This is a genomic window from Streptomyces sp. NPDC050610 (genome assembly GCF_040654875.1).
Lineage (GTDB): Bacteria > Actinomycetota > Actinomycetes > Streptomycetales > Streptomycetaceae > Streptomyces.
The window spans coordinates 24,016-44,864 of sequence record NZ_JBFAIV010000011.1 but is presented as its reverse complement, the minus strand read 5'-3'; the positions used below and the strand labels follow the sequence as shown (position 1 = coordinate 44,864).

Genomic DNA, 20,849 nt, shown 5'->3' with positions numbered 1-20,849 from the left:
GCAGTCCGATTCGCAGCCCGAACGCTGTCCTCGTGACCGAGGGCCGACCGGGCGACGGGTGTCACACCCGGCACGGCTGCTCCAGACTCGCCGCCATGGTGAGCGCGCGGGTGCTGGGCAGTTCGAGCTTGTAGGAGTAGGCACCGCGCGTCAGGTCGAAGGTGTCCGTCCCCCGGGCGGCGAGTTCGGTGGCCATCGCGGCCACCAGCAGATGCCCCGGCGAGTCGCGGCCGTGGCCCTTGTCGTACGCCGCGCGGTAGGCGTAGTAGGTGCGGCGGTGCCAGAAGCCGAACCATGCGGCGAGCAGGGTGTCGTCCAGCCACAGTTCGTGCAAGCGCGCGGTGCTGGACGGCTCGGCCGCGACGGCCGCGTACGTCCGGTCGACCACGCCGCCGTCGAACGGCGCCACAGCGTCGGGCCGGTCGCGCCACTGCCGCGTATGCAGATCGATGAACGCCGGCAGCCGGGCGACGATCCGCGCCGGGGTGTCCGCGCAGGTCAGTCGCAGCGTGCCGAGTCGCTCGACACGGCGGCGTTTGCGCCGTATGTCGCGCCGCTCGCTGACACGTCGGACGACGTCGGGGTCGGTGAGGTCGAGGCGGACGACCGTTTCCGACGGCCGGGGCGCGGCTCCCAGCTCGGACACGGCCCGCTGCAGAGGCCCGTCGGCGATCAGGTTGCGCAGATCCAGCCGGGCGCCGAACTCCTGCTGGCACCGGCCGATCGCCTCGGCCAGCTCCCCGATGCCGGGTTCGGCCTCGGTGGGTGATGCCTCGCCCGCCTCCGCGACCTCGTGGTAGTCGGCCCATGGCCAGGACAAGGGGCGCAGCACCGCCGTGCCGCCGTCCTGGTGCAGTTGCAGGCCGACCACCAGGCCGGGTCGGCCGGTACGCGCCAGGTGGACCAGCACCGGGGTCGCGCCCTCGGCGTCCGCTGCCTCCCGGATCCACGCCCGCCACCAACCGCGCGTCTGGAACGGCGTCCACGCCGAGATCCGGTGCGCGTCCAGGAAGTCCGTCGCCGCTCGCGCGCCGTACTCGAAGGTGACCATACTCATGTGGTGCGTTCCGTCCACCGCGACGCCCGCCCGGCGACGGCCGGCGGAGCCGCCTCACCCTCCGCTACCGGGTCGACGGCCGGCGGTGAAGCCGTCGCTCCGGCTTCGCCTGCGACGCAGGCATCCCTCCCCACCCTCATGACGCCGCCTTGGCGACATCCCCGACCGTGGTCCTGAACAGCCGCGCCGCCGCCTCGATCGCGTCGTCCCCGGCGGTCACGTCGATGCCCACCCCGCTGCCGAGATAGGAGTCGACCACCCCGACGCTCAGCGCGATGGTGCGGTCGAGCAGGTCGTCCGTACGCGGCAGGCTGCCCGGCGGATAGGTCCGGCGCGGGGCGGCACCGTCCGGCCTGCGCGTCCCGGACGTCGGCGAGGCCCTTCGGCCCGGCTGTAGTTGGGGCATGTTGGCGTAGTTGTGCTTGCCCGACCGGCCCAGAGTGATCGTGCCCAGCCGGCCGGCCACCTCGTCGGCCATGGCCGCGGACGCGAACGTATACGCGAGCACCGTGGCGCAGTCGCCGTCCGGATCGTGCAGGGGGCGACGCGTCACCCCGGACAGGTCGCCGATCGCGTCCGCGAACTTCTCCCGGTTCGCCCGCAACGTCCGCAGAGTGTCCGGCAGCTTGCGGACCTGGGCGAGCGCGACCGCACCGGTCAGTTCGTGCATGCGCAGATTCAGACCGAACAGCGGCGGCCCGTCGGTGACGCCCATCCGCAACGGCGCGGCGCCGTGATCATGCAGGGCGAACGCCGTCTCGTACAGATCGTCGTCCCCGGTGAGCAGCACGCCGCCGTCACCCGCCGTGAAGGTCTTGAAGACGTTGAGACTGAAGGCGCCGAACCGACCGAACGTTCCCAGGTGCCGGCCGTGGTACGTGCCGCCGCCGGCCTGCGCGCAGTCCTCCACGAGCAGCAGCCCGTGGTCACGTGTGAGGGCGCCGAGAGCGTCGAGGTCGCACGGCGCTCCGAGCATGTGCACGGCGATCACCGCCTTCGTGCGCGAGGTGATCCGCGCGGCCACGTCCGCCGGATCGATCAGCAGGCTCTCGTCGATCTCGGCGAGCACCGGCTCGGCGCCCGTGTGCGCGATCGCGGCGATCGGGGCGATGAAGGTGTAGCCCGGCACGATCACTTCGTCGCCCGGACCGACACCCGCGGCCAGCAGCCCGGCGAACAGCGCACTGGTGCAACTGTTCATGCCCAGGCAGTGGCGCGCACCGGTCAAGGCACGGAACTCCTGCTCGAACCGCGCGACCTTCGACATGCGCGCGGTTCCGTCGTGGTCGTCGAAGCGGTACCGGCTCAGCTCTCGCTCCCGTACGACGCTCAACAACTCGGCCTCCTCCTCCGGGCCGATGCGGGGAATTCCTGGTCCGGTCATGGCGGTCCTCCTTTCGTCTCGTACATCGTTTCTTCGGGCCCGCCGGGCGTTGTCCAGCTCGCGGATGACCTGTGGGAGCGGTGGCCGCCGGACGCGTCGGGGGAGTCGTTCCGGCGGGTGGCGCCTTGGGCGGTGTCTCCTACGGGAGTCATACGACGGGGTGTACGACCGCGGGGCAATGGCCGACGCGGAGTTCGCTGACCGCGCAGTACCGGCCTCGCCCCTTCCCGGCCGCGTCGGCACCGCCACGCCCCTCGCCCGCCACCGCCGCCTCGACGGAGGAAGCGGCAGCTAACTCTGTGCTGTTGCCCGTACCCGACCGTCCTCGCTCTCCGATGACCCGGACGGCCCGGCGGCCAGGTCGCTCGGGACCAGATCCATCAGCAGCGCGTCCCGCCACGTTCCGTGGTGACGTTCGTACGCCCTCATCACACCGGCCTGCCGGAAACCCACCTTCTCCAGGCACCGCACGGCGGCCCCGTTGCCAAAATGGGGGGTCGCGGTGATGCGGTGCCGGCCGGCGGCGAAGACCGACCCGGCGAACAACCGCAGCGCCCGGGTCCCGATCGACCGGCCCCGGTCGGCGGCGTCGGACACCGCCAGCGCCTCGATCCGGACGTGGTCGAACTCCGGGTCGTCCTCCGTGCGGTACTCCAGGAAGCCGGCCGGGCGGTCGTGTTCGAGCACCACCAGGCAGCGTTCGTGCTGAAAGCGGCTGAGCACTCCGTCGGTCGGTTCCAGCGCCCGCCACGCCAGTACGTCGGCGTCGCCGAACGCCCGGCGGAACAGGTCGAGATCCCCCGGTACCGCACGGCGCAGACCGATACCGCTCTCGTCGGCCTGGTCGTCCTCGATCACGGCGGCCCCGGGCCGTACCGATGCCTGCTCACCGGCCGTGATCAGCGTCTCCAGCAGATCGACCAGCTCGACGGCGTCCTCCGGCCGAGGGTTCGGCACGAGGCGGCACGTGGGCGCCGCGAACGCCTCGGCGGTGAGAAACGGGTGGTCGCCCAGAACCAGCAACGGGCGCCCCGTGTCCAGCGCGAGGCCGATCTCGGTGAGCGTGCCGTACCGGCCCTCGAACGCGATCATGCCGTCGCCGCACCAGTTCAGGATGTTGCTCCGGGCCAGGTCCATCGACGTGGGCAGCGCCCACGTGGTGCCCTCCTCGGCGTCGGACAGCCGGTTCCACTTCAACAGCGCGAGTGTGTCGCCGCCGACCGCCCGGCAGCCCCTGTTGGCCGCGGCCGCCACGCCGCCCTCACCGCCGCTCACCACTCCGTAACCCCGCTTGGCGAGCTCTTCGCCGATCAGCTCCGCCAGCCGGAGGACATCGGCTCCGGCATTGCCGGGCCGGCCACCGAGCACCGCGATCGCGCGCCGACGGGTCATTTGACCACCTCCTGATGACTGGCTTGCGGTCTGCCCCAGTTCAGCTGGTCCAGTTCGATCAGCACATCGGCCGGGCGCACCCCGGCCGCGCACGGAGCCGGACATCCGGCGTAATAGCGTCGGCAGGTGCCGTTCGGCTTCATGTAGGAACAGGACAGCGCGATAGCGCTCTGCACAGCCCGCGAGACGTCAGGGGGCGCCACCGGTGACCAGATGTCGCCATCGGTCGCCAGATACAGCGTGACCACCGGGCACCCCAGCGCGGCCGCCAGATGTACGGCCAGCGTGTCGTTGCTGACCAGCACGCCCAGCCCGGCGATCCAGTCGCGGAGAGCTTCCAGGGAGTGCAGGAACACCGTGTCGGTGACGGCCGGCGCCGACGACAGCCGATGCGCCAGCGCCTGCTCGTCCGCCCCCGGGCCGACCGCGACCTCGACGCTCAGCCCCCGGTCGTCCAAGTACGTGATCAGGGTCGACCAGTCACCCGGCGGCCAGCGTTTGACCGCGGCACTGGCGCCGACGTAGCAGCCGACCACATCCGGACGTGGCCGACGCCGGTCGGCGAGCCAGGCCGGGCGGCTCAGGTCGACGGGGACGCTGTGCGCGCGCAGGAGACCGGCGGCCTGTTCGCCGAAGGGCAGCCGTTGCGGGCGCTTTCCCAATTCGTGCAGATCCCAGCACTCGACTCCCCTCTTCTCCGCCTCCGCCCGGAACGCGAAGTAGTTTCCGTCCTCTTCGGCGAACTCCATCCTGAGGTTCACGACCAGTTCCACCCCGGCGCGATCGATGAAGCCCCAGAGCGCCTCCCGGTCGGCCGGCAGGAACCGCCGCCACAGCGCCGGGAACGCCCCCGAAGCTCCCTGCATGCCGACGGCGGAACGCACCCATTCAGTATCGAGAGCGATGTTCGGCGCCATGAAGTAACGCCATCCCGGATGAGACCGCTCAAGCGCCGCCAGCAGCGGCGCCACAATGATCCCGTTCCCCACGCCTTCGTTGATCACTACCATCGCGGTACGCATACTCGTCCCTCCGACTCAGCCTCTAGGCATCGGCCACCGGCCGAGCACTCTCACGGCTGAGGAGCCGGGGGGCGGCGATGCGGTCCAGATAATCGGGCTCGCTGCGCGCGCGCTCGATGCCGGGGCGGAGGTCCACCAGATAACGTACCGAGGCCACCTCCTTGCAGCCGATCCCCAGTTTCTGCGCCATGCGGTCATAGAGTTTCCGCGCGGGACGGTTGTCGGGCTCGGTTTCACCTTCGGCGAACTCGTAACCCCGCCGCATCGACTCCGCGAACGCCGCAGCCACCAGAAAGGCTCCGATCCCCCGCCCACCACGAAGAGGCTCGGTCACGAAGACGTCGTGCACGTACGCCACTTTGTCGGCGAACTGGAGATTCGGAATCGGATCGACCATCACGAAACCCACCGCCACGCCGTCTTCGGCCGCCATGATCTGGAAGCTCGCCTCATGGCCGACGATGCCCTCGAAGAAGGTGCGGGTGGTGGTGAGATCGACCTTTTTTCCGCAGTCGTGCTGTTGCTCGACGATCAGAGGCATGAGCATGTCCAGCCTGTCCTCGCTCACCACGACCGTATCAATGCTCATGTGCTCTCCATTCTTGCGGTAATTCCATCAATGGGATTGTTCCGCGCCGCGACTGACGCGCTGTCCGCACAGTTGGGGCGACGGCATGGGACGTCTCGTCATCAGCGTGTCCGTGCCGACTCGATCAGCGACGACGTCGACCAGCCGGCGACGAAAGGCACGACCACGGTGCGTCCGCCCAGAGAGTCGACCAGCTCCTTCTCGGGAATCTCCATCCCCGAGTAGTCGCCGCCCTTGACCCAGATCGCGGGGCGCAGCGCGCGTACGGCCGCCTCGGGGGTGTCCTCGGCAAACACCAGAACGGCGTCCACGCAGGCGAGCGCTTCGAGCACGAGAGCACGTTGCGCCGCAGGCACGATGGGGCGCGACGGGCCCTTCAGCCGGGACAGCGAGTCGTCGCTGTTCAGGCAGACGATCAGGCAGTCACCCAGTTGGCGTGCCTGTTCGAGCAGTTGGATGTGTCCGACGTGCAACAGGTCGAAACACCCGCCGGCGGCGACCACCGTCCCGCCCCTGGCGTGTACCGCGGCGGCGAGCTCGACCGCCCCGTGTACGGCCGCGGCGGGCTCGGTGCCCGACGCTTCGGTCATCGGCGTGCTCTCCTCGGGCGGATGCTCCAAGGCCCCGGGCCCACCCGCCGCGACGTACGCCGACGCCGCCCAGACCGCCGATGTCACCGCCTCGCTGGGCAGCCGGCCGCGGGCCAGTATGGCGGCGAGATGACCGGCGAAGAAGTCGCCGGCGCCGCAAGGGTCGGCCTTCCGTCCCGCGGCCACCTTCGTGGGCACGACCAGCGGCGGCAGCTCCGCGTCGGTGAGCAGGAGAGCGCCGTGCTCGTGCCGGGTGAGTGCCACCGGGACCGGCCCCCAGGCGTGCCATACCGCACGGGCCGCTTCGACGTCGTCGGACAACGTGTCGCTGTTCGCGAGGGAGCCGACCGCCCGCGCTTCCCGGCTGTTCGGCGTCACGACGGCCGTGTGAGGTACCGGGGCCTCACCGCGCGGATGCGGATCCCAGACCAGCGGAGAGCGCTGGGCGGCCTCGGCCAGCGCGGTACGCAGGCCGGGATGCGCGGTGACGCCCCGGCCGTAGTCGGATACCAGGACGCCGTCGGCCGCCGTCAACGCGCGCCGTGCCGAGGTCAGGGCCGTTTCGCCCGCTCGCCCGACCGGTGGGCAGACGTCGTGTTCGTCCAGTATCAACAGGGTGCGCCCGGCGGTGCGGATCCGTGTTTTCACCGCCGTCGGGCCGTCCAGCCCGAGATCGACCACCTCGACCCGCGCCGCGTCCAGCAGCGTGCGGAGCCGGCCGCCCACCGCGTCCTGGCCGAGCGCGGTGACCAGGGTGACCGGATTGCCCTGCCTCGCGCTCAGGACAGCGGCCAGTGCGGCGCCACCGGGGCGCATGTGTGTGGTGCCACCGGTCACGACCAGGGCCGGCTCATCGGACGCGACCCGCTCCACACGGCCGTGATGGTCGCGGTCGAGGAACGCGTCGCCGACCACCACCAGGTTCGGACGGACTCCGCGTGCCGTGGTCGGCCGGTATTCCCTCGCCGACTCCGACTCCGACTCCGACTCCGACTCCGGTGCCGAGACGGACAGCGGCGGCGTCGCGGACGGGACGGAACCAACGGTATGCGTGGCGGTGGCGTTCGCGGGGGGCGCGTTTGCGGGAGTTGGGGTTGTGGGGGAGGCGTTCGTCGCGGATACGTCCATGGCGGCGACGGCGGCGTCCATGGCGGCACACATCCGGTGGAGGACCACTAGGTGGCATTCCTGCACCGTTGATACGGCCTGCGCCGTCACGGTCACCGCTTCGTCCACCAGCGCCGCCAACGGGTTGGGGGCCGGTCCCGTCAGCGCCCAGGTCACCGCGCCGGCCTCACGCGCCGCCTCCGCGGCGCGGAGCACGTTGGGGCTGCGACCGGAGCCGGACATGAGCAGCACGATGTCCCCAGGCCGCGCGTGTGCCCGGACCTGCCGGGCGAAGACGTGCTCGTAGCCGTAGTCGTTGCTGATCGCGGTGACCGAAGACGTCTCGGCGTGCAGCGCCAGCGCGGACAACGGAGGGCGTTCCGTCTGGAACCGGCCCACCACCTCGGCCGTCAAGTGCTGGGCCTGCGCCGCGGACCCGCCGTTGCCGGCCACCAGCAGGCGCTGACCGTCGCTGTGCAATTGAGCCAGCCGTGCGCCCCAGTCCGAAACCCGGGGCCAGTTCAGCTCGCTCAGGGCCGTGGTGAGCCGGCTCAAGTAGTCCGTAGCGGTCGGGGTGTCGACCGTCATACCGGTGCTCCGACTGTCGGGCGTCCCAAAAAGTCGTTGAGTTCGATGGTGTGGCTGTCCGGGTCGGCCACGAACGCCACTGTCTCCCGCTGGATCTGAAATGGCTCGGTGACGACCCGGTAGCCGAGCGCGCGAATGTGTTCTACCAGCGCGGGAACGTCGGTGACGTGAAAGGCGACGTGGTGAGTAGGGTGAGGGTTCGGTACCAGATCTCGTTCCTGCCATAGTTCTACGCCCGCCGGTCTGCCGCCCGGCGCCATCTGCAGGATGACGCGATCGGCCAGATCGTAACGCACGACGCTGGACAGTCCGAGCCCGTCGGCATAAAACCGTTCGGCGACGTCGATGTCCGCCACGTCCAGCCTGATGTGGTCGACGGCGGTGACCGAGATAGCTGTGCGAACACGGTCCCGCGATTCGCTGTCCAAGCCGCGATCCTCCTTTAGGGGGACGGAAGTTCCGCCACCTGATTCGGCCACATCCGCTTTCACGGAATTCAGTTGCACAGGATTCAATACGCTCTCCGGTCACAGGCCGACCGGAATGATTAGACGGCAATCTGTGAGGTGCCGCGTGCTGTGCGGCACCGTACAAAACCTTCGGCTGTCGTGGTGATACCCCCGAGGTGCCAGTTCAACACGGCGCCGGTGCGCGAAGGCAGGCGGGATTCGGTCGTGCTCGTACTCGATGGAAGGAGTGGGAGGAGCGAAAGGAATGTCGAACTGATGTCGGGGGAATGTGCTGGCGTCGTTTTCGCGCCAGTCGCAGGGCAATGGAGTTTCCGCGAAAGTCTTGATCCAGAGTTACATTACTGGAATCCTCTGGTGCGGTGCCATTCTCGTCAATCGCGTTATGTCCTAAGCGGTCCTACAAGCGGATCACCGGCCTTTGGGCCCGGCGTAATGGCGTCCCCCTGTCGAATGGATGACCTGGAGGTGATGCCACCGCGCCCGGGAGGCGCCCACGCAGATGCCGAGGAGAGAGGTCCGGCCGCTACACGGTCAGGCTGTCACACAGTCCGGCTGTCATACGGTCCGGCGCGACACCGGAAAGCCCCTGCTTCCGACAGCAGCGAAGCTCACCGACAACGATCACCAGCAGCGATCACCAGACCTTGCGTGTCCAGCGGACTCGACGAAGACAAGGGAGCCCCAACGTGTCGACAGCTGATCCTTCCCCCGGCCTTGCCGCATGGCAGTGGCCCGTCACGGGTTCGGACACCGATGAACCGCACTGCCGCGTAGCGATCGTCGGCGGCGGGCTCGCCGGCCTCGAAGCGGCCCGGCAGCTGGCCGCTCTCGGTGTCGACGACATCCTGGTCATCGAAGCCGGCCCCGCACAGGACCTGCTGCACATCAACTCGGCGCACCGGAACGAGCAAGCGCTGCGCACCTTCCTCGATCCCGCCGCCGATCCGCACTTCCAACGTTGTTGGACATCGGAATCCGCCCCGCATTACACCGTCAACGCTGGTCTGCGCAAGCGTCTTGGCGGACGTTCGCTGTACTGGTACGGCGCGTCGCTGCCGGTCGAGGACTGGGCGCTGGCCGACTGGCCGGAGCCGGTCGTGACAGATCTGCGCGTCGCGTGGCGGGGTGGCGGACCGCTCTACGAACAGGTCGCGGCGGACCTCGGAGTGGACCCCAACCGACTCGATGCGCAGCAACCGCTGCTGAAGCTCGGGGATTTCCGTCTTGCACGCACCCCGCAGGCCGAAACCCGGTTCGGCGACGAGGGCCGCTGGTACGCCTACTCCCCGCTGGACCATTGGCGCCATCCGGTAACGGGCGCCGCGCTGGACGGTCCGAGCGGCGTCCGGTTCCTGTGCGGCACCGAAGTCCTCTCGGCCGACATCGAGGACGGGCGGGCCCGCGGCGTCCTCGTCCGGGACGGCGGCCCGACCCCGAGGACCCGCCGGATCTCCGCGGACTCGGTGGTCCTGGCCGCCGGGACCATCGAGAGCAGCAGGCTGGCCATCCAGGCGCTGTGCGCGGCCGACCCCGGCCGCCCGGCCCGGCTGAACGGGCTCACCGACCACATCGTCCAGGGCTTCTTCCTGCGTGTGCGCGACGCCGGGGGCGATGCCGACGGCGGAGCACCCCATGGCCCGGCGGACATCGCGCCCGGCTCGTACGTGACCGCGTGCGAGGATGCCGATCGGTCGAACCTGTTCATCACGGTCGAAAGGCCCGAACCCGGCGTCCTGGTCTTCGACGTGCGGCTCACCGGGGAGCAGCTGCCCGGGACCGGTAGTTACGTTGCGTGCGAGCCGACCGGCGAGTACCCATGGCGCACGACGGTCACGGCGGCTCCGGCCCCGGCCGACCGGGACGTCATCGGACGTCAGCGCCAGGTGCTGGACCAGGTGTGGCGCCGACTGGCCGCCGAGTTCGGCCTCACCGCCACGCCCCTGGTTTTCGACGACTTCGACCGTCCGGTGCGCACCAACGCGTTCGTGCTGCCGGAGTCGTTCGGCGCTCAGACGTCCGAAGGGCCCTTCACCTGGTCGAGCCCGCTGGGTACCGAGGATCACGAGGGGTGCACGTTGCCGCTGGGCGACGTACTCGACGACGGCCACGCGTTCGCCGCCATCCCCTGCCTCTACGCCTGCGGGCCGGCGACCTTTCCCCGTATGGGCGCCGCCAACCCTTCGCTCACCAGCCTGGCTCTCGCACGGCGACTGGCCCACTCCCTGGCCGCCGCTCATGGACGGCAGCCGCATCGAGTGACATCGGAGGCGGACGCGTGACGCTCACGGACAAGCGTGTCCTGGTCACCGGAGCGTCGAAGGATATCGGCCGGGGCATCGCGCTCGACCTGGTCCGCCGCGGAGCGACGGTCGTCGGCACGTACAACACCGGCGCGGCCGACGCGGAGGAACTCCTCACCCTCGGCGTCGAGGAGATGGTCCACCTCGATCACCTCGACCGAGAGGGAGCAGCGGCCACGCTCGGCCGACTGGCCGCTACCGGCCCCTTCCACGGGATCGTGAACAACGCCGGGGTGATCGCGTTCACGCCCTGGGAGTCCAGTCTGGACTCCTGGGACAGGGTGCTGGACGTCAACGCCCGGGGCCCACTGGCCACCGCGACAGCGCTGGCCCCCGCCATGCCGCCCGGCGGTTCCATCGTCAACATCTCCAGCACGGCGGGAACGACGGGCTCCTTCACGTCACTCGCCTACTCGGCGAGCAAGGCCGCGCTCACCAACCTGACGAAAAGTCTCGCCAACGTGCTCGGGCCGTCCGGGATCCGTGTCAACGCCGTATCGCCCTGCAACATCGACGGCGACGCACCAGTGGAAGCAGCCGGGCTGACTCCGCTGCGGCGCAACGGTTTCCCGGACGATATCGCCTCGGTCGTGGCGTTCCTCCTCACCGACGGCGCTCGCTTCGTCACGGGCACGGACATCACGGTGGACGGTGGCTACACGGCCGCGGATGCCCTCGCGAAACGCGCGTACGACGTGGGCTGACCTGTCCGCCGCCGATGGGGGACGGGTTGTCCCCGGACGACCCCGCCCCGGCAGAGGCAGGGGGCGGGGGCTGGTGAGGCGACTTGCTGCCGGGTGGTCGTGGTTGCCCGCCGGTCCCGGGGAGCGGGCCGGTCGGGCCGAGCCCCCTCGGGCGGTACGCCCGCGGGCCCGCCGTCCCGGCCTGGTCATCCGCGCGGGGTCGTCGCGTCTGCCGTATCTGGCCCGCCGCCATGTCTTCCGGACCATCAACACCTTCTGTTGAGTGCTCCTTGGAGGCTCGTTACGCAGAGTCGTATACAACTTGCGGCATGCTGGCCCCGACGAGTAGGGATGGCGGCGACCGCGCGGAGCCGGAATGTCGTCGATTCTGTCCGTGGGGGAGCGGGTGGGGTTCTTCGTGCCCACCGGGATTGGATGGGCCCTGATGTGCTGTCAGGGCGTCAGGAGTAGTGTTCTACCGCCTCTGAAATAAGGGTAGTTAGGCACTAGAGAGGAGGCTGGGTGAGGTGGGGCCGGATGTGGCAGGCGGTGTCGTAGAGGCTCCGCGCTGAGGCCCGCTGCGCCGTAGAGCGCCGGTGGGGCCGCTGTCGCGATATGCGGGCTACCGTTGTTCATCTCGCTGCTTTTGTATACGGTCTTGGTCGTACGGCAGCCGTGGCAGGGCCGAGCGGCAGCCCACTACGAGTGAGGTGAGCCTGATGAGTACCGAGAGGATCGTTCCGGAACGGCGGCACGGGGTCGGGGCGCGGGAGCCTCGCCGGGAGGACTCCCGCCACATGGCGGGCCGGGGCTGCTTCATCGCCGACATGCGGCTTCCCGGGCTGCGCGAGGTCGCGTTCGTACGGAGCCAGGCCGCGCACGGACGCATCCGCGCGGTCTCCGTCCCGGAGGAGGACCGTGAGGCGGTGTGGACCGCCGAGCGGCTCGCGCCCTTCGCCGAACCCCTGACGGCGACCTCGACGCTGGAGGGGTTTCGTGAGGCGCCGCTGCCCAACCTGGCGTCGGGGAAGGTGCGTTACGTCGGCGAGCCGGTCGCCCTGGCCGTCGCCGGCACCCGGGCGGAGGCGGAGGATGTGGCGGGCCGGGTCAGGGTGGACCTCGAAGCGCTCCCCGCCGTGGCCGGCTTCGACGCGGCCCTGGCGCCCGGTGCGCCGAGGGTGCACGAGGACTGGCCGGACAACGTCTTCGCCACCACCTCCGGCGAAGTGGGCGACGTGGACGCGGCGGCCCGCGAGGCGGCGGTCACCATCACCCGCGAGTACACGATGAACCGGCAGACCGTCGTGCCGCTGGAGACCAGAGGGGTGATCGCGCACTACAACCGGTCGGCCGACGAACTCGTGGTGTGGTCCTCGACGCAGACGCCGCACATGATCCGCGACATGATCGCGCTCCAACTCGGCATGCAGGCGCGGCGGGTGCGGGTGATCGCCCCCGACATGGGAGGCGGGTTCGGGAGCAAGTGCTCCGTCTACCCGGAGGAGATCGCGCTCGCCGCCATCGCGACCCAGGTCGACCATCCGGTGCGCTGGGTGGAGGACCGCTGGGAGGCCCAGGTCGCCTCCACGCAGGCCCGTGACCACCGGCACCGGGTCACCGCGTACGCGGCGGCCGACGGAACGCTGCTGGGAGTGGACGCGGACATTCTCGTCAACAGCGGGGCGTACTCGGTGCACCCGTGGACGGCGACGATGGACGCCACCATGGCCTCGGCGATGATCCCCGGGCCCTACCGGCTGCCGAACTACCGCTTCCGCACCCGGAGCCTGGCCAGCAACAAGACCCCTTCGGGCCCCTACCGCGGCGTCGCCCGGCCCTCCGCCGCCTTCTCCATCGAGCGCACCATCGACGAACTCGCCCTCGCGCTGGGCATGGAACCGTACGAGATGCGCATCAAGAACATGGTGCGCAGCGCGGACATGCCCTTCACCTCCGTCGCGAACAAGGTCTACGACAGCGGCGACTACCCCGAAGCCGTACGCCGCGCCACCGCCCTCATCGGGCACGACACGTGGCGCGCGCGACAACAGGCCCTGCCCGCCACGGCCCGTCGGCGCATCGGGGTCGGTTACGCCTCCTTCACCGAGCAGACCGCGCACGGCTGCATCGAATGGGCCACCCGCGGGCTGGCCGTCACCATCGGCACCGAAGGCGCCCGGCTGGCCATGGACGCCACCGGGAGCTTCGTCCTGAGCGTCGGGATCAAGAGCCATGGGCAGGGCCTGGAGACCACCCTCTCGCAGGTCGTCAGCGAGACCTTCGACATCGAGCCCGACCGGGTCACCGTGCTGCACGGCGACACGGCGGTCACCCCGCGCGGCGACGGCACCTTCGCCTCCCGCTCCATGGTGATGTCGGGCGGAGCCACGCACCGGGCCGCCCAGGCGCTCGCGGAGAAGGTCCTGCGGATCGGCGCCGTACTCCTGGAGGAGCCCGTCGAGGACCTGATCCTGAGCGACCACGCCGTGGTGGGGAAGAAGGGTTCGGTCGGCTACGCGCGGCTGGCCAAGGAGTTCCTCTTCACCCCCGACCACGTACCGGGTGTCGAGGCGGGCCTGGAAGTCACCTGCCACTACCGGCCGGACGTGCAGACCGGCGCGTTCACCTACGCCACGCAGGCGGCCGTGGTGGAGGTCGACCTGGACACCGGACACGTACGGCTCCTCGACTACGCGGTGGTCGAGGACTGCGGCACGGTGGTGAACCCCCTCATCGTCGACGGCCAGATCCTCGGCGGCGTTGCCCAGGGCATCGGCAACGCCCTCCTGGAGGAGATCGTGCACGACGCCGACGGGCAGCCGAAGTCGACGAGTTTCCTGGACTATCTGCTGCCGGGGCCCACCGAGGTGCCGCGGATCAGGATCGAGCACATGTCGACGCCGTCCCCGCACACGACGTTCGGCGTCAAGGGCGCGGGCGAGGGCGGGGCCATCGCGCCGCCCGCCGCCATCGCCAACGCCGTACGGGACGCGCTGCGCGAGTTCGGCACGGAGGTCAACGAGACCCCCATGACCCCGGAGCGGGTGTGGACGGCGCTCCAGGCAGGCCGGCCGGCCGCCGAGGCAGGCGCGACGCTGGAGGCGGCCCGATGAAGGCGCCGGACTTCCGCTACCACCGGCCCACCACCCTGGACGAGGCGGTCGAACTGCTCGCCGGCGCCGGTGACGACGGCAAGGTCATCGCCGGCGGCCAGAGTCTCGTCCCCATCATGAACATGCGGCTGGCCGAGCCGGCGACGCTGATCGACCTCACCGGCGTCGATGCGCTGCGCACCAGCCGGGAGACGTCCTCCGGCGCCCGTTACGGCGCGACCACCACACACATGAGGTTCGAGCACGAGCTCGTGCCGGACGTCACCCGCGGCCTGCTGCCGTACGCCGCCGCCGGCATCGGCTACCCGGCGATCCGCAACCGCGGCACCGTGGGAGGCAGCCTCGCGCACAGCGACTCCTCCGCCGAGTGGCCCACGGTCATGTCCGCCCTGGACGCCACCGTGCACACCCGCTCCGTACGCGGCACGCGCGCCGTGCCCGTACGGGAGCTCCTGCTCGGCTTCTTCACCACCGCGCTGGAACCCGATGAGCTGATCACCGAGGTGGAGGTGCGGCGCCTCGCCGCTTCGACGCGTTGGGGCATGTACAAGATGTGCCGCAAGCCCGGCGAGTTCGCGGAGTCGCTGGGCGTCGCCCTCGGCGAACGGGACACGGACGGGCCGTGGCAGGACATCGAGCTGTGGCTCGGCGCGGCGACCGACCGCCCGCTGCGGCTGAGCACCACCGAAGCGGCCGTCCGCGGCGGAACATCAGCCGACCTGGAGCCCGCCCGCCTCGTGGCGCCCCTCGCACAGGACACGGGCCAGGACCTGTCGGACCTCGATCCCACCGCGCGGTACGCGCTGCAACTGCACGCGGTCACGGTCCACCGTGCGCTGCGGGCCGCGGAGGAGATGACACCGGATGCATGAGATCACCGTTCACCTGACTGTCAACGGCCGCCCTCACACGGTGCGTACGGCCGGCCGTACCACCTTGGCCGATCTGCTGCGCGACCAACTCGATCTGACTGGACTGCATTTGGGCTGCGAGCAGGGGGTGTGCGGGGCCTGCACCGTCACGGTGGACGGGCTGCCGACGCGCGCCTGCCTCACCCTGGCCGGGGCCTGCGAAGGCGGTGAAGTGGTCACGGTCGAGGGCCTGGAAGGCCCCGACGCGGACAGGCTGCGGGACGCCTTCTCCCGGAACGGCGCACTCCAGTGCGGCTTCTGCACACCCGGGATGCTCCTGTCCGGACACCATCTCGTCTGCGCGCGGCAGCCGCTCACCCGGGAGGAGATCGGCGTCGCCATGTCCGGCAACCTCTGCCGCTGCACGGGTTACAACGGCATCGTCAACGCCGTCGGGGAGGCGGTGGAGAGCGGCATCGCGGCCGAGGACGCGGCGGCGGCCACTGACTGGCACGACGCGACGGCCGCCGACGGGAACGACGCGACGGCCGCCGACGGGAACGACGCGACGGCCGCTCACCGGAACGACACGGCGGCTTCCCACCGGAACGACGTGACGGCCGCCCACCGGCACCACGAGGAGTAGAGCATGGAGTTCACCAATAATTTCGTCGTTTCGGCCGCGCCCGAAGAAGCCTGGGCCCTGCTGACCGACGTGCCGAGGATCGCCCCCTGCATGCCGGGCGCGAGCGTGCTCCCCAAGGACGACGGCTCCTACGAAGGGACGGTGACCGTCAAAGTCGGACCGATCAAGGTCAGCTACGGAGGCACGGCGGCCTTCCGCGAGCGCGACGCGGACAAGCGGCGCATGGTGCTCGACGCCGGCGGCAGCGAGAGCAGCGGAAAGGGGTCGGCCGAAGCCGTCGTCACCGTCGACCTGACACCCGAAGGCAGCGCCAGTACTCGCGTCTCGGTGGCAACCCAGCTTCAGATCACCGGCAAGGTGGCCCAGTTCGGGCGCAGTGCGATGGCGGATGTGGGGGCGCGGCTGATCGGGCAGTTCGCGGCGAATCTCGAAGCGATGCTGGCCGCCGAGGAGCAGCCGGCCGCCGCCTCCGGGCAGCGGCCGCAGGGTTCGGCAGCGACCTCCGCTCCCGCCGAACAGGGCGGTGCGGGGCCGGACGGTGCGGAGCTGAACGCCCTGGCCTTCGTGTGGCCCGTCTTCCGCCGCTACGCGCCGGTGGCCGGGGCGTTCGTGACCGGCGCGCTGTCGGCGTGGCTCGTCAACCGTCTGCGTGGGCGTCGTGCTCCTGCCGTTCCAGCACCGACTGCTGGGCAGCCCTGAGATGCACCTTCATGATCATCTCGGCTGAGACCGCGTCCCCGCGGCGCAGCGCCTCGACGAGTTCCCTGTGGTGCTCAGCGCTGCGCGCGAGGTCGCGCTCTGTGTACTGCAGGAACGTACGGCGCACCAGCGGCAGCCCGAGCACACCCGTGAGCAGATGGACGAGACCGTCGTTGCCGGTGGCCGCCAGCAGCATCGCGTGGAAGTCGTTGTTCAACCCGACGGCCCGTTGCCTGCCCGCGCGGCCGCCCTCCGCGATCGCCTGCTCGTACTCGGCGAGGTTCGCTTCGAGCGCGGCCAGATCCTCCGGCCCGATCTTCTGGGCGGCCACCGCCGCCACATACCCCTCGATCACGGTGCGCAGCCCGTAGATCTCCGCCACCTGCTCGGAACTCCAGGCCACGACCTGCGCGCCCCGGTGACGCTCGATCCGGACCAGCCCCTCGGAGTGGAGCTTGCGCAACGCCTCGCGTACGGGCGTACGGCTGATCCCCATCGAGGCGGCCAGGGATTCCTCCCGCAGCCAGATCCCGGGGCGCAGCTCTCCCGAGGCCATGCGCTCGGCGATCTCGGCATAGGCACGCTGGGCCGCTGTCGACTCCGCCCCACGGCCGTCTGCCACGGCGGACCTCCTCATCCTCGGTACGGGAACCGCGACGGTACGGGAACGGCGACGGTACGGGAGCCGCGGCGGCGCGGGAACCGACAGTGCCGCAGGCCACGGTGCTGGAGACCGCCTTCGCGTCCCGTCCCGCAAGATAGCCCAGTGAGGCGGCGAGGCCCGCCCCCGGGTGCCGCCGCACCCTGCCGGCCGTACTGCCAGGCCCGCCCGAACGCTCGCCCGAACGCACCTCACCGGGAACGGCGCGCTCCAGCGCCACGGCCGCCTGCCGCTCGGGACGCTCGGCCCACTTGGGACAGGGGGAAACTGCCCTTCCTGACCTTGGCCGGGCGCGGTGTAGAAGCCGGCATCGAGGCGGACCCCTCGGCCGCGCGGCGACCGCTTGCGCGGCCTGGCGCCGGGAAGACCCCGGTGTCAGGCCACGCATGTGTGGGAGGAGGGCTGTCGCGCGAAGCCCCGCCTCCGCGAGGATCCGGGGTTTCTACGTGCCCGCGCCGGCGCTCGCGCCCGCCGGTTCCGTCTTCGGGGCCGCCTCCGGCTGTCGTCGCGCACGGTTGCGAAGGTGGACGGCGATGCCCGCGAGTCCGGCGACCGCCAGGGCCTCCAGCCCGATGAGGTAGTACGCCGGGGAGAGGCGGTCGCCGCTCGAATCGATGAGGGCGGTGACGATGTACGGCGCGAACCCGCCGAACGCGGCGTTCGCGATGGAGTAGACGATCGACAGGTACGAATTGCGGACGTTGCCCGCGGTGAGTTCGGAGAGCATCGCCGGCGTCGGGCCGGCGGTGAGTCCGAGGAAGGCCGCGAAGAGGACGACCGAGAGCCCGATGTCGAACGCCCCTCCCCGGATGAGGAGTTGGTAGCAGGGCACGGCGAGTACGGTCAGGCCGACGGCGCCGGTCGTCATGACCTTCCAGCGTGCGACACGGTCGGAGAGCCATCCGCCGAGCACGATGAACCCGGCGTAGGCGGTCAGCCCGACGAGCGAGGCGGTCAGGCCCTTGGTCAGGCTGCGTCCGAGTACGCCGTCGAAGAAGGCGGGCAGGAACTGGAGCGTGACGTAGCCGCCCGCGGTCCAGGACACGATGGCCGCGGTGCCCGCGATGATCATGCGCCAGTGGCTGCGGAAGACCTCCTTCACCGGGCTGTCGGCGACCTCGCCCTGTTCCCGCATGGCGGTGAAGGCGGGGGTCTCCTCGACGTGCCGCCGGATGTACCAGCCGCCGATGCCGAGGGGGAGGCCCAGCAGGAAGGGGATGCGCCAGCCCGTCGAGTAGAGGAAGTCGTGGCTCATCCAGCTCGTGAGGGCCGTGCCGAGGCCCGCGGAGAGGGCGAGCGCCACGGCGATGCTCGCGGCCTGGGTGGACCCGAACAGGCCGCGCCGCCGGGCCGGGGCGTGCTCGAACAGCAGCGAGGCGGCGCCGCCGAACTCGCCGCCCGCCGAGAACCCCTGGACGAGGCGCAGCACGGTGAGCAGGACCGGTGCGAGAAGCCCGACCGAGGCGAACGAGGGCAGCGCGCCGATCAGCGTCGTCGCACCCGACATGGTGAGGATGACGACGGACAGTACCCATTGCCGTCCCCGTTTGTCGCCGAGGTGACCGAAGACCACCGCGCCCACCGGACGGAGGACGAACGCCGCGCCGAAGATGGCCAGCGTGGCGAGCAGGCCGGTCAGCCCGTCGGAATCGGGGAAGAACGTCTTGGCGAGAACGGGCGAGAAGTACCCGTAGATGGCGAAGTCGTACCACTCCACGAAGTTGCCGATGGCAGCCGCGGCGACGGTCCTGGTCGTGCCGGACCCCTTTGTCTCCACCGGGTCTCCTTTGACAGTCAGACGGGCGCCACTATCGCGCGGGGTGCGGATGCCGGTCGCTCGACGCTCGGAACCAGGTCGTCGCACGATCTGGTATGACGTTTTACCAAAGTCAACGTAAGCGTCGGACCATATGCCGTCAAGCAGTGTTGCGGCCTGTGCATCGGGGCCGGCCCGGGCGCTTCCTCCCTGCTCGGGCGAGCCGACGGGGCCGTCGTGGCGGGCGGCGGCGGCCAGGCGGCCCCCGAGAAACCGTCTTCCCGACCGTCTTCCCGGGGGCTTCGCGCGGCGGCGTGGACGAGGGGTCGGGCTCAGGTGCTGTGCGCTGTCGCGGGGGCCGGGACGCCTCCGGTGTGGGCGCGGCGGCGATCAAGTTAGTGTGTGCATCAGCCTTGGGGAGGAATGCACGCGATGGCCACTCTCGCCGATGTAGCGAAGCGGGCAGGAGTGTCGGTCGGGGTCGTGTCCCGGCTGCTCAACGGCGACGACACGCTCCGCGCACGGGACGAGACGAAGCAGCGGGTCAGGGCCGCGGCGGCCGAGCTCGGATACACGCCGAACTACGCGGCGCGCGCACTGCGCAAGTCCAGGGTCGGCGTCATCGGCCTGGCCGTGCACGACGCGAGCAACCCCGTCTACAGCGAGATCATCGCCGGCGCCCAGGCCGAGGCGAGGAACGCGGGCTACGCCCTCATGCTCTCCGACGTCGACGCGCTGGCGACGGACGACGAGATGTTCCAGCGGTTCGTCTCCGGCGGCGCGATCGACGGGCTGCTCCTCCAGCGGGCGGGCAACGCCGCCGACTCGCTGGTCTCGAAGATCGCGTCCGGCGAGGTGCCGACCGTACTGCTCAACGACCACACGCGGGGCGCCATCGGCAGCGTGGCCGTCGACGACTACACGGCGGCCCACCTGGCCGTCTCCCACCTCGTCGGACTCGGCCACGAGCGTATCGGTCTGCTCCACGTCGACGGCCCCCGGAGCCGTGCGGCCCGGCGGCGCAAGGGATGGGCCGACGCGCTCACGGCCGCCGGGCTGGCAGCGCCGGCGTCGCTCGTCTTCCGCGGCGGCCACACCGCCGAGGAGGGATACCGGGGCATGAGCGAACTGCTCTCGGCCCCCGCACTCCCCACGGCCGTGTTCGCCGCGAACGTCCTCTCCGCCGTCGGCGCGCTCAGCGCGGCGCACGACATGGGGGTGCGGGTGCCCGACGATGTCTCGCTCGTCGGTCTCCACGACGTCTTCGTCGCGGACTTCCTCCGTCCCCGGCTCACGGTGGTGAAGCTGCCGCTCTTCGAACTCGGTGCCAGGGCGGTGACGCTTCTGCTGAGCCAGATGAACAACGAGCAGGCCCGGCACGAGAGCATCGCGACGCCGGCCCCCGTCATGGTGGTCCGCGAGTCCAGCGCCCCGCCCGCGAGCCACTGATTCCGGGCGCGCCGCCCCGGACACCGCTGCTCGTCCAGGCGACCACGCCGAGTGTCCCGCCTCGCGCCTCGTCGGCTCCGCGTCGCCCGCCTCGGATGCTGCTGTTGACTCCGTTTGCTTCGTCGTCGGTGTCCTTCGGTGCCGGTGCCGGAGGTCGGCTTGGGCAGGCGGGCGTGGCTGCTGAGTGAGCCGGTCCGGCTCGGGAGGGGGCGGGCCGCGCGTCGCGGACATCCCGTACGCGCCTGAGCGGGCCGTTGGAATCTGTCGGGCATGGGCTCCTGGGGCTGCGTGCCGAGCTTGTCCGACGCTCAATCCGCACCTGACGTAACGCTGCCCCTGGCTTTGCCCGCCCGTTCGTCTCGCACGTGCCTCGCCTTGCGCGCGAGTCGGGCGCTCGCGCCGTCCGGCCATCGCGCGTCCGGCCGGCGCGCTCCACCGACGCGCGCCCCACCGCCCCGCGAGCCGCTGACCGGAACCCGCCTTTGCCCAGTT

At 70.7% G+C, this 20,849-nt stretch carries 16 protein-coding genes and 1 pseudogene; 7 read left to right on the top strand and 10 right to left on the bottom strand.

The genetic code is table 11. The features are described 5' to 3' along the window. Window positions 1-61 precede the first annotated feature (61 nt). The 8 genes and pseudogenes from AB0I22_RS15975 to AB0I22_RS15940 all read right to left on the bottom strand — a co-directional run bounded on the left by AB0I22_RS15975 (window position 62) and on the right by AB0I22_RS15940 (window position 8,157). A complete protein-coding gene (locus AB0I22_RS15975; RefSeq protein WP_363131367.1) occupies window positions 62-1,057 on the bottom strand; it encodes a GNAT family N-acetyltransferase in 996 nt (331 codons plus the stop codon). Between the two features lie 136 nt (window positions 1,058-1,193). After that, complete coding sequence (locus AB0I22_RS15970) at window positions 1,194-2,441, bottom strand: DegT/DnrJ/EryC1/StrS family aminotransferase (protein ID WP_363131366.1); 1,248 nt, start codon at window positions 2,439-2,441, stop codon at window positions 1,194-1,196. A gap of 291 nt (window positions 2,442-2,732) precedes the next feature. Further along, window positions 2,733-3,833, bottom strand: coding sequence for a GNAT family N-acetyltransferase (locus AB0I22_RS15965; protein ID WP_363131365.1), 1,101 nt, complete (start codon window positions 3,831-3,833; stop codon window positions 2,733-2,735). Further along, window positions 3,830-4,843 carry a glycosyltransferase family 9 protein gene (locus tag AB0I22_RS15960; RefSeq protein ID WP_363131364.1) on the bottom strand — a complete coding sequence of 338 codons (1,014 nt, stop codon included), beginning with the start codon at window positions 4,841-4,843 and terminating at the stop codon, window positions 3,830-3,832. Before AB0I22_RS15960 ends, AB0I22_RS15965 begins: the two co-directional genes overlap by 4 nt. Window positions 4,844-4,877: 34 nt before the next feature. Beyond that, complete coding sequence (locus AB0I22_RS15955; RefSeq protein WP_363131363.1) at window positions 4,878-5,444, bottom strand: GNAT family N-acetyltransferase; 567 nt, start codon at window positions 5,442-5,444, stop codon at window positions 4,878-4,880. 101 nt (window positions 5,445-5,545) lie between these two features. After that, a complete protein-coding gene (locus tag AB0I22_RS15950; protein ID WP_363131515.1) occupies window positions 5,546-7,162 on the bottom strand; it encodes a PfkB family carbohydrate kinase in 1,617 nt (538 codons plus the stop codon). 6 nt (window positions 7,163-7,168) lie between these two features. Beyond that, window positions 7,169-7,729: pseudogene (locus AB0I22_RS15945) on the bottom strand (SIS domain-containing protein); the annotation flags it as partial. Continuing rightward, a complete protein-coding gene (locus tag AB0I22_RS15940; RefSeq protein WP_363131362.1) occupies window positions 7,726-8,157 on the bottom strand; it encodes a VOC family protein in 432 nt (143 codons plus the stop codon). The gene AB0I22_RS15940 and the pseudogene AB0I22_RS15945, both read right to left, overlap by 4 nt. A 728-nt stretch (window positions 8,158-8,885) precedes the next feature. Between AB0I22_RS15940 and AB0I22_RS15935 the strand changes: the two genes are divergently transcribed. The 6 genes from AB0I22_RS15935 (at window position 8,886) to AB0I22_RS15910 (ending at window position 16,491) form a co-directional block, all read left to right on the top strand. Beyond that, on the top strand, window positions 8,886-10,478 hold the full coding sequence (locus AB0I22_RS15935; RefSeq protein WP_363131361.1) for an FAD-dependent oxidoreductase: 1,593 nt from the start codon (window positions 8,886-8,888) through the stop codon (window positions 10,476-10,478). Next, window positions 10,475-11,203 carry an SDR family NAD(P)-dependent oxidoreductase gene (locus AB0I22_RS15930; protein WP_363131360.1) on the top strand — a complete coding sequence of 243 codons (729 nt, stop codon included), beginning with the start codon at window positions 10,475-10,477 and terminating at the stop codon, window positions 11,201-11,203. The genes AB0I22_RS15935 and AB0I22_RS15930 overlap by 4 nt, the downstream gene beginning before the upstream one ends. Before the next feature lie 698 nt (window positions 11,204-11,901). After that, window positions 11,902-14,295, top strand: coding sequence for a xanthine dehydrogenase family protein molybdopterin-binding subunit (locus tag AB0I22_RS15925; RefSeq protein ID WP_363131359.1), 2,394 nt, complete (start codon window positions 11,902-11,904; stop codon window positions 14,293-14,295). Further along, window positions 14,292-15,167 (top strand): FAD binding domain-containing protein, encoded by an 876-nt coding sequence (locus tag AB0I22_RS15920; protein WP_363131358.1) that lies wholly within the window; start codon window positions 14,292-14,294, stop codon window positions 15,165-15,167. The genes AB0I22_RS15925 and AB0I22_RS15920 overlap by 4 nt, the downstream gene beginning before the upstream one ends. Continuing rightward, window positions 15,160-15,792 carry a (2Fe-2S)-binding protein gene (locus AB0I22_RS15915; protein WP_363131357.1) on the top strand — a complete coding sequence of 211 codons (633 nt, stop codon included), beginning with the start codon at window positions 15,160-15,162 and terminating at the stop codon, window positions 15,790-15,792. Before AB0I22_RS15920 ends, AB0I22_RS15915 begins: the two co-directional genes overlap by 8 nt. 3 nt (window positions 15,793-15,795) lie before the next feature. Beyond that, window positions 15,796-16,491 carry an SRPBCC family protein gene (locus AB0I22_RS15910; RefSeq protein ID WP_363131356.1) on the top strand — a complete coding sequence of 232 codons (696 nt, stop codon included), beginning with the start codon at window positions 15,796-15,798 and terminating at the stop codon, window positions 16,489-16,491. Here the strand turns inward: AB0I22_RS15910 and AB0I22_RS15905 are convergent. Next, on the bottom strand, window positions 16,430-17,113 hold the full coding sequence (locus tag AB0I22_RS15905; protein WP_363131355.1) for a GntR family transcriptional regulator: 684 nt from the start codon (window positions 17,111-17,113) through the stop codon (window positions 16,430-16,432). The genes AB0I22_RS15910 and AB0I22_RS15905 overlap by 62 nt on opposite strands. Window positions 17,114-17,594: 481 nt before the next feature. After that, on the bottom strand, window positions 17,595-18,929 hold the full coding sequence (locus tag AB0I22_RS15900) for an MFS transporter (RefSeq protein ID WP_363131354.1): 1,335 nt from the start codon (window positions 18,927-18,929) through the stop codon (window positions 17,595-17,597). A 411-nt stretch (window positions 18,930-19,340) separates the two neighbouring features. Here AB0I22_RS15900 and AB0I22_RS15895 point away from each other — a divergent pair, with 411 nt between their 5' ends. Then, complete coding sequence (locus AB0I22_RS15895; protein ID WP_363131353.1) at window positions 19,341-20,357, top strand: LacI family DNA-binding transcriptional regulator; 1,017 nt, start codon at window positions 19,341-19,343, stop codon at window positions 20,355-20,357. Window positions 20,358-20,849: the final 492 nt, after the last annotated feature.

Excerpts from the sequence above, each read along its gene's own strand:
- AB0I22_RS15975 (WP_363131367.1), bottom strand. The coding sequence starts at position 1,057 with ATGAGTATGGTCACCTTCGAGTACGGCGCGCGAGCGGCGACGGACTTC.
- AB0I22_RS15970 (WP_363131366.1), bottom strand. The coding sequence starts at position 2,441 with ATGACCGGACCAGGAATTCCCCGCATCGGCCCGGAGGAGGAGGCCGAG.
- AB0I22_RS15965 (WP_363131365.1), bottom strand. The coding sequence starts at position 3,833 with ATGACCCGTCGGCGCGCGATCGCGGTGCTCGGTGGCCGGCCCGGCAAT.
- AB0I22_RS15960 (WP_363131364.1), bottom strand. The coding sequence starts at position 4,843 with ATGGTAGTGATCAACGAAGGCGTGGGGAACGGGATCATTGTGGCGCCG.
- AB0I22_RS15955 (WP_363131363.1), bottom strand. The coding sequence starts at position 5,444 with ATGAGCATTGATACGGTCGTGGTGAGCGAGGACAGGCTGGACATGCTC.
- AB0I22_RS15950 (WP_363131515.1), bottom strand. The coding sequence starts at position 7,162 with ATGGACGTATCCGCGACGAACGCCTCCCCCACAACCCCAACTCCCGCA.
- AB0I22_RS15925 (WP_363131359.1), top strand. The coding sequence starts at position 11,902 with ATGAGTACCGAGAGGATCGTTCCGGAACGGCGGCACGGGGTCGGGGCG.
- AB0I22_RS15920 (WP_363131358.1), top strand. The coding sequence starts at position 14,292 with ATGAAGGCGCCGGACTTCCGCTACCACCGGCCCACCACCCTGGACGAG.
- AB0I22_RS15915 (WP_363131357.1), top strand. The coding sequence starts at position 15,160 with ATGCATGAGATCACCGTTCACCTGACTGTCAACGGCCGCCCTCACACG.
- AB0I22_RS15910 (WP_363131356.1), top strand. The coding sequence starts at position 15,796 with ATGGAGTTCACCAATAATTTCGTCGTTTCGGCCGCGCCCGAAGAAGCC.
- AB0I22_RS15895 (WP_363131353.1), top strand. The coding sequence starts at position 19,341 with ATGGCCACTCTCGCCGATGTAGCGAAGCGGGCAGGAGTGTCGGTCGGG.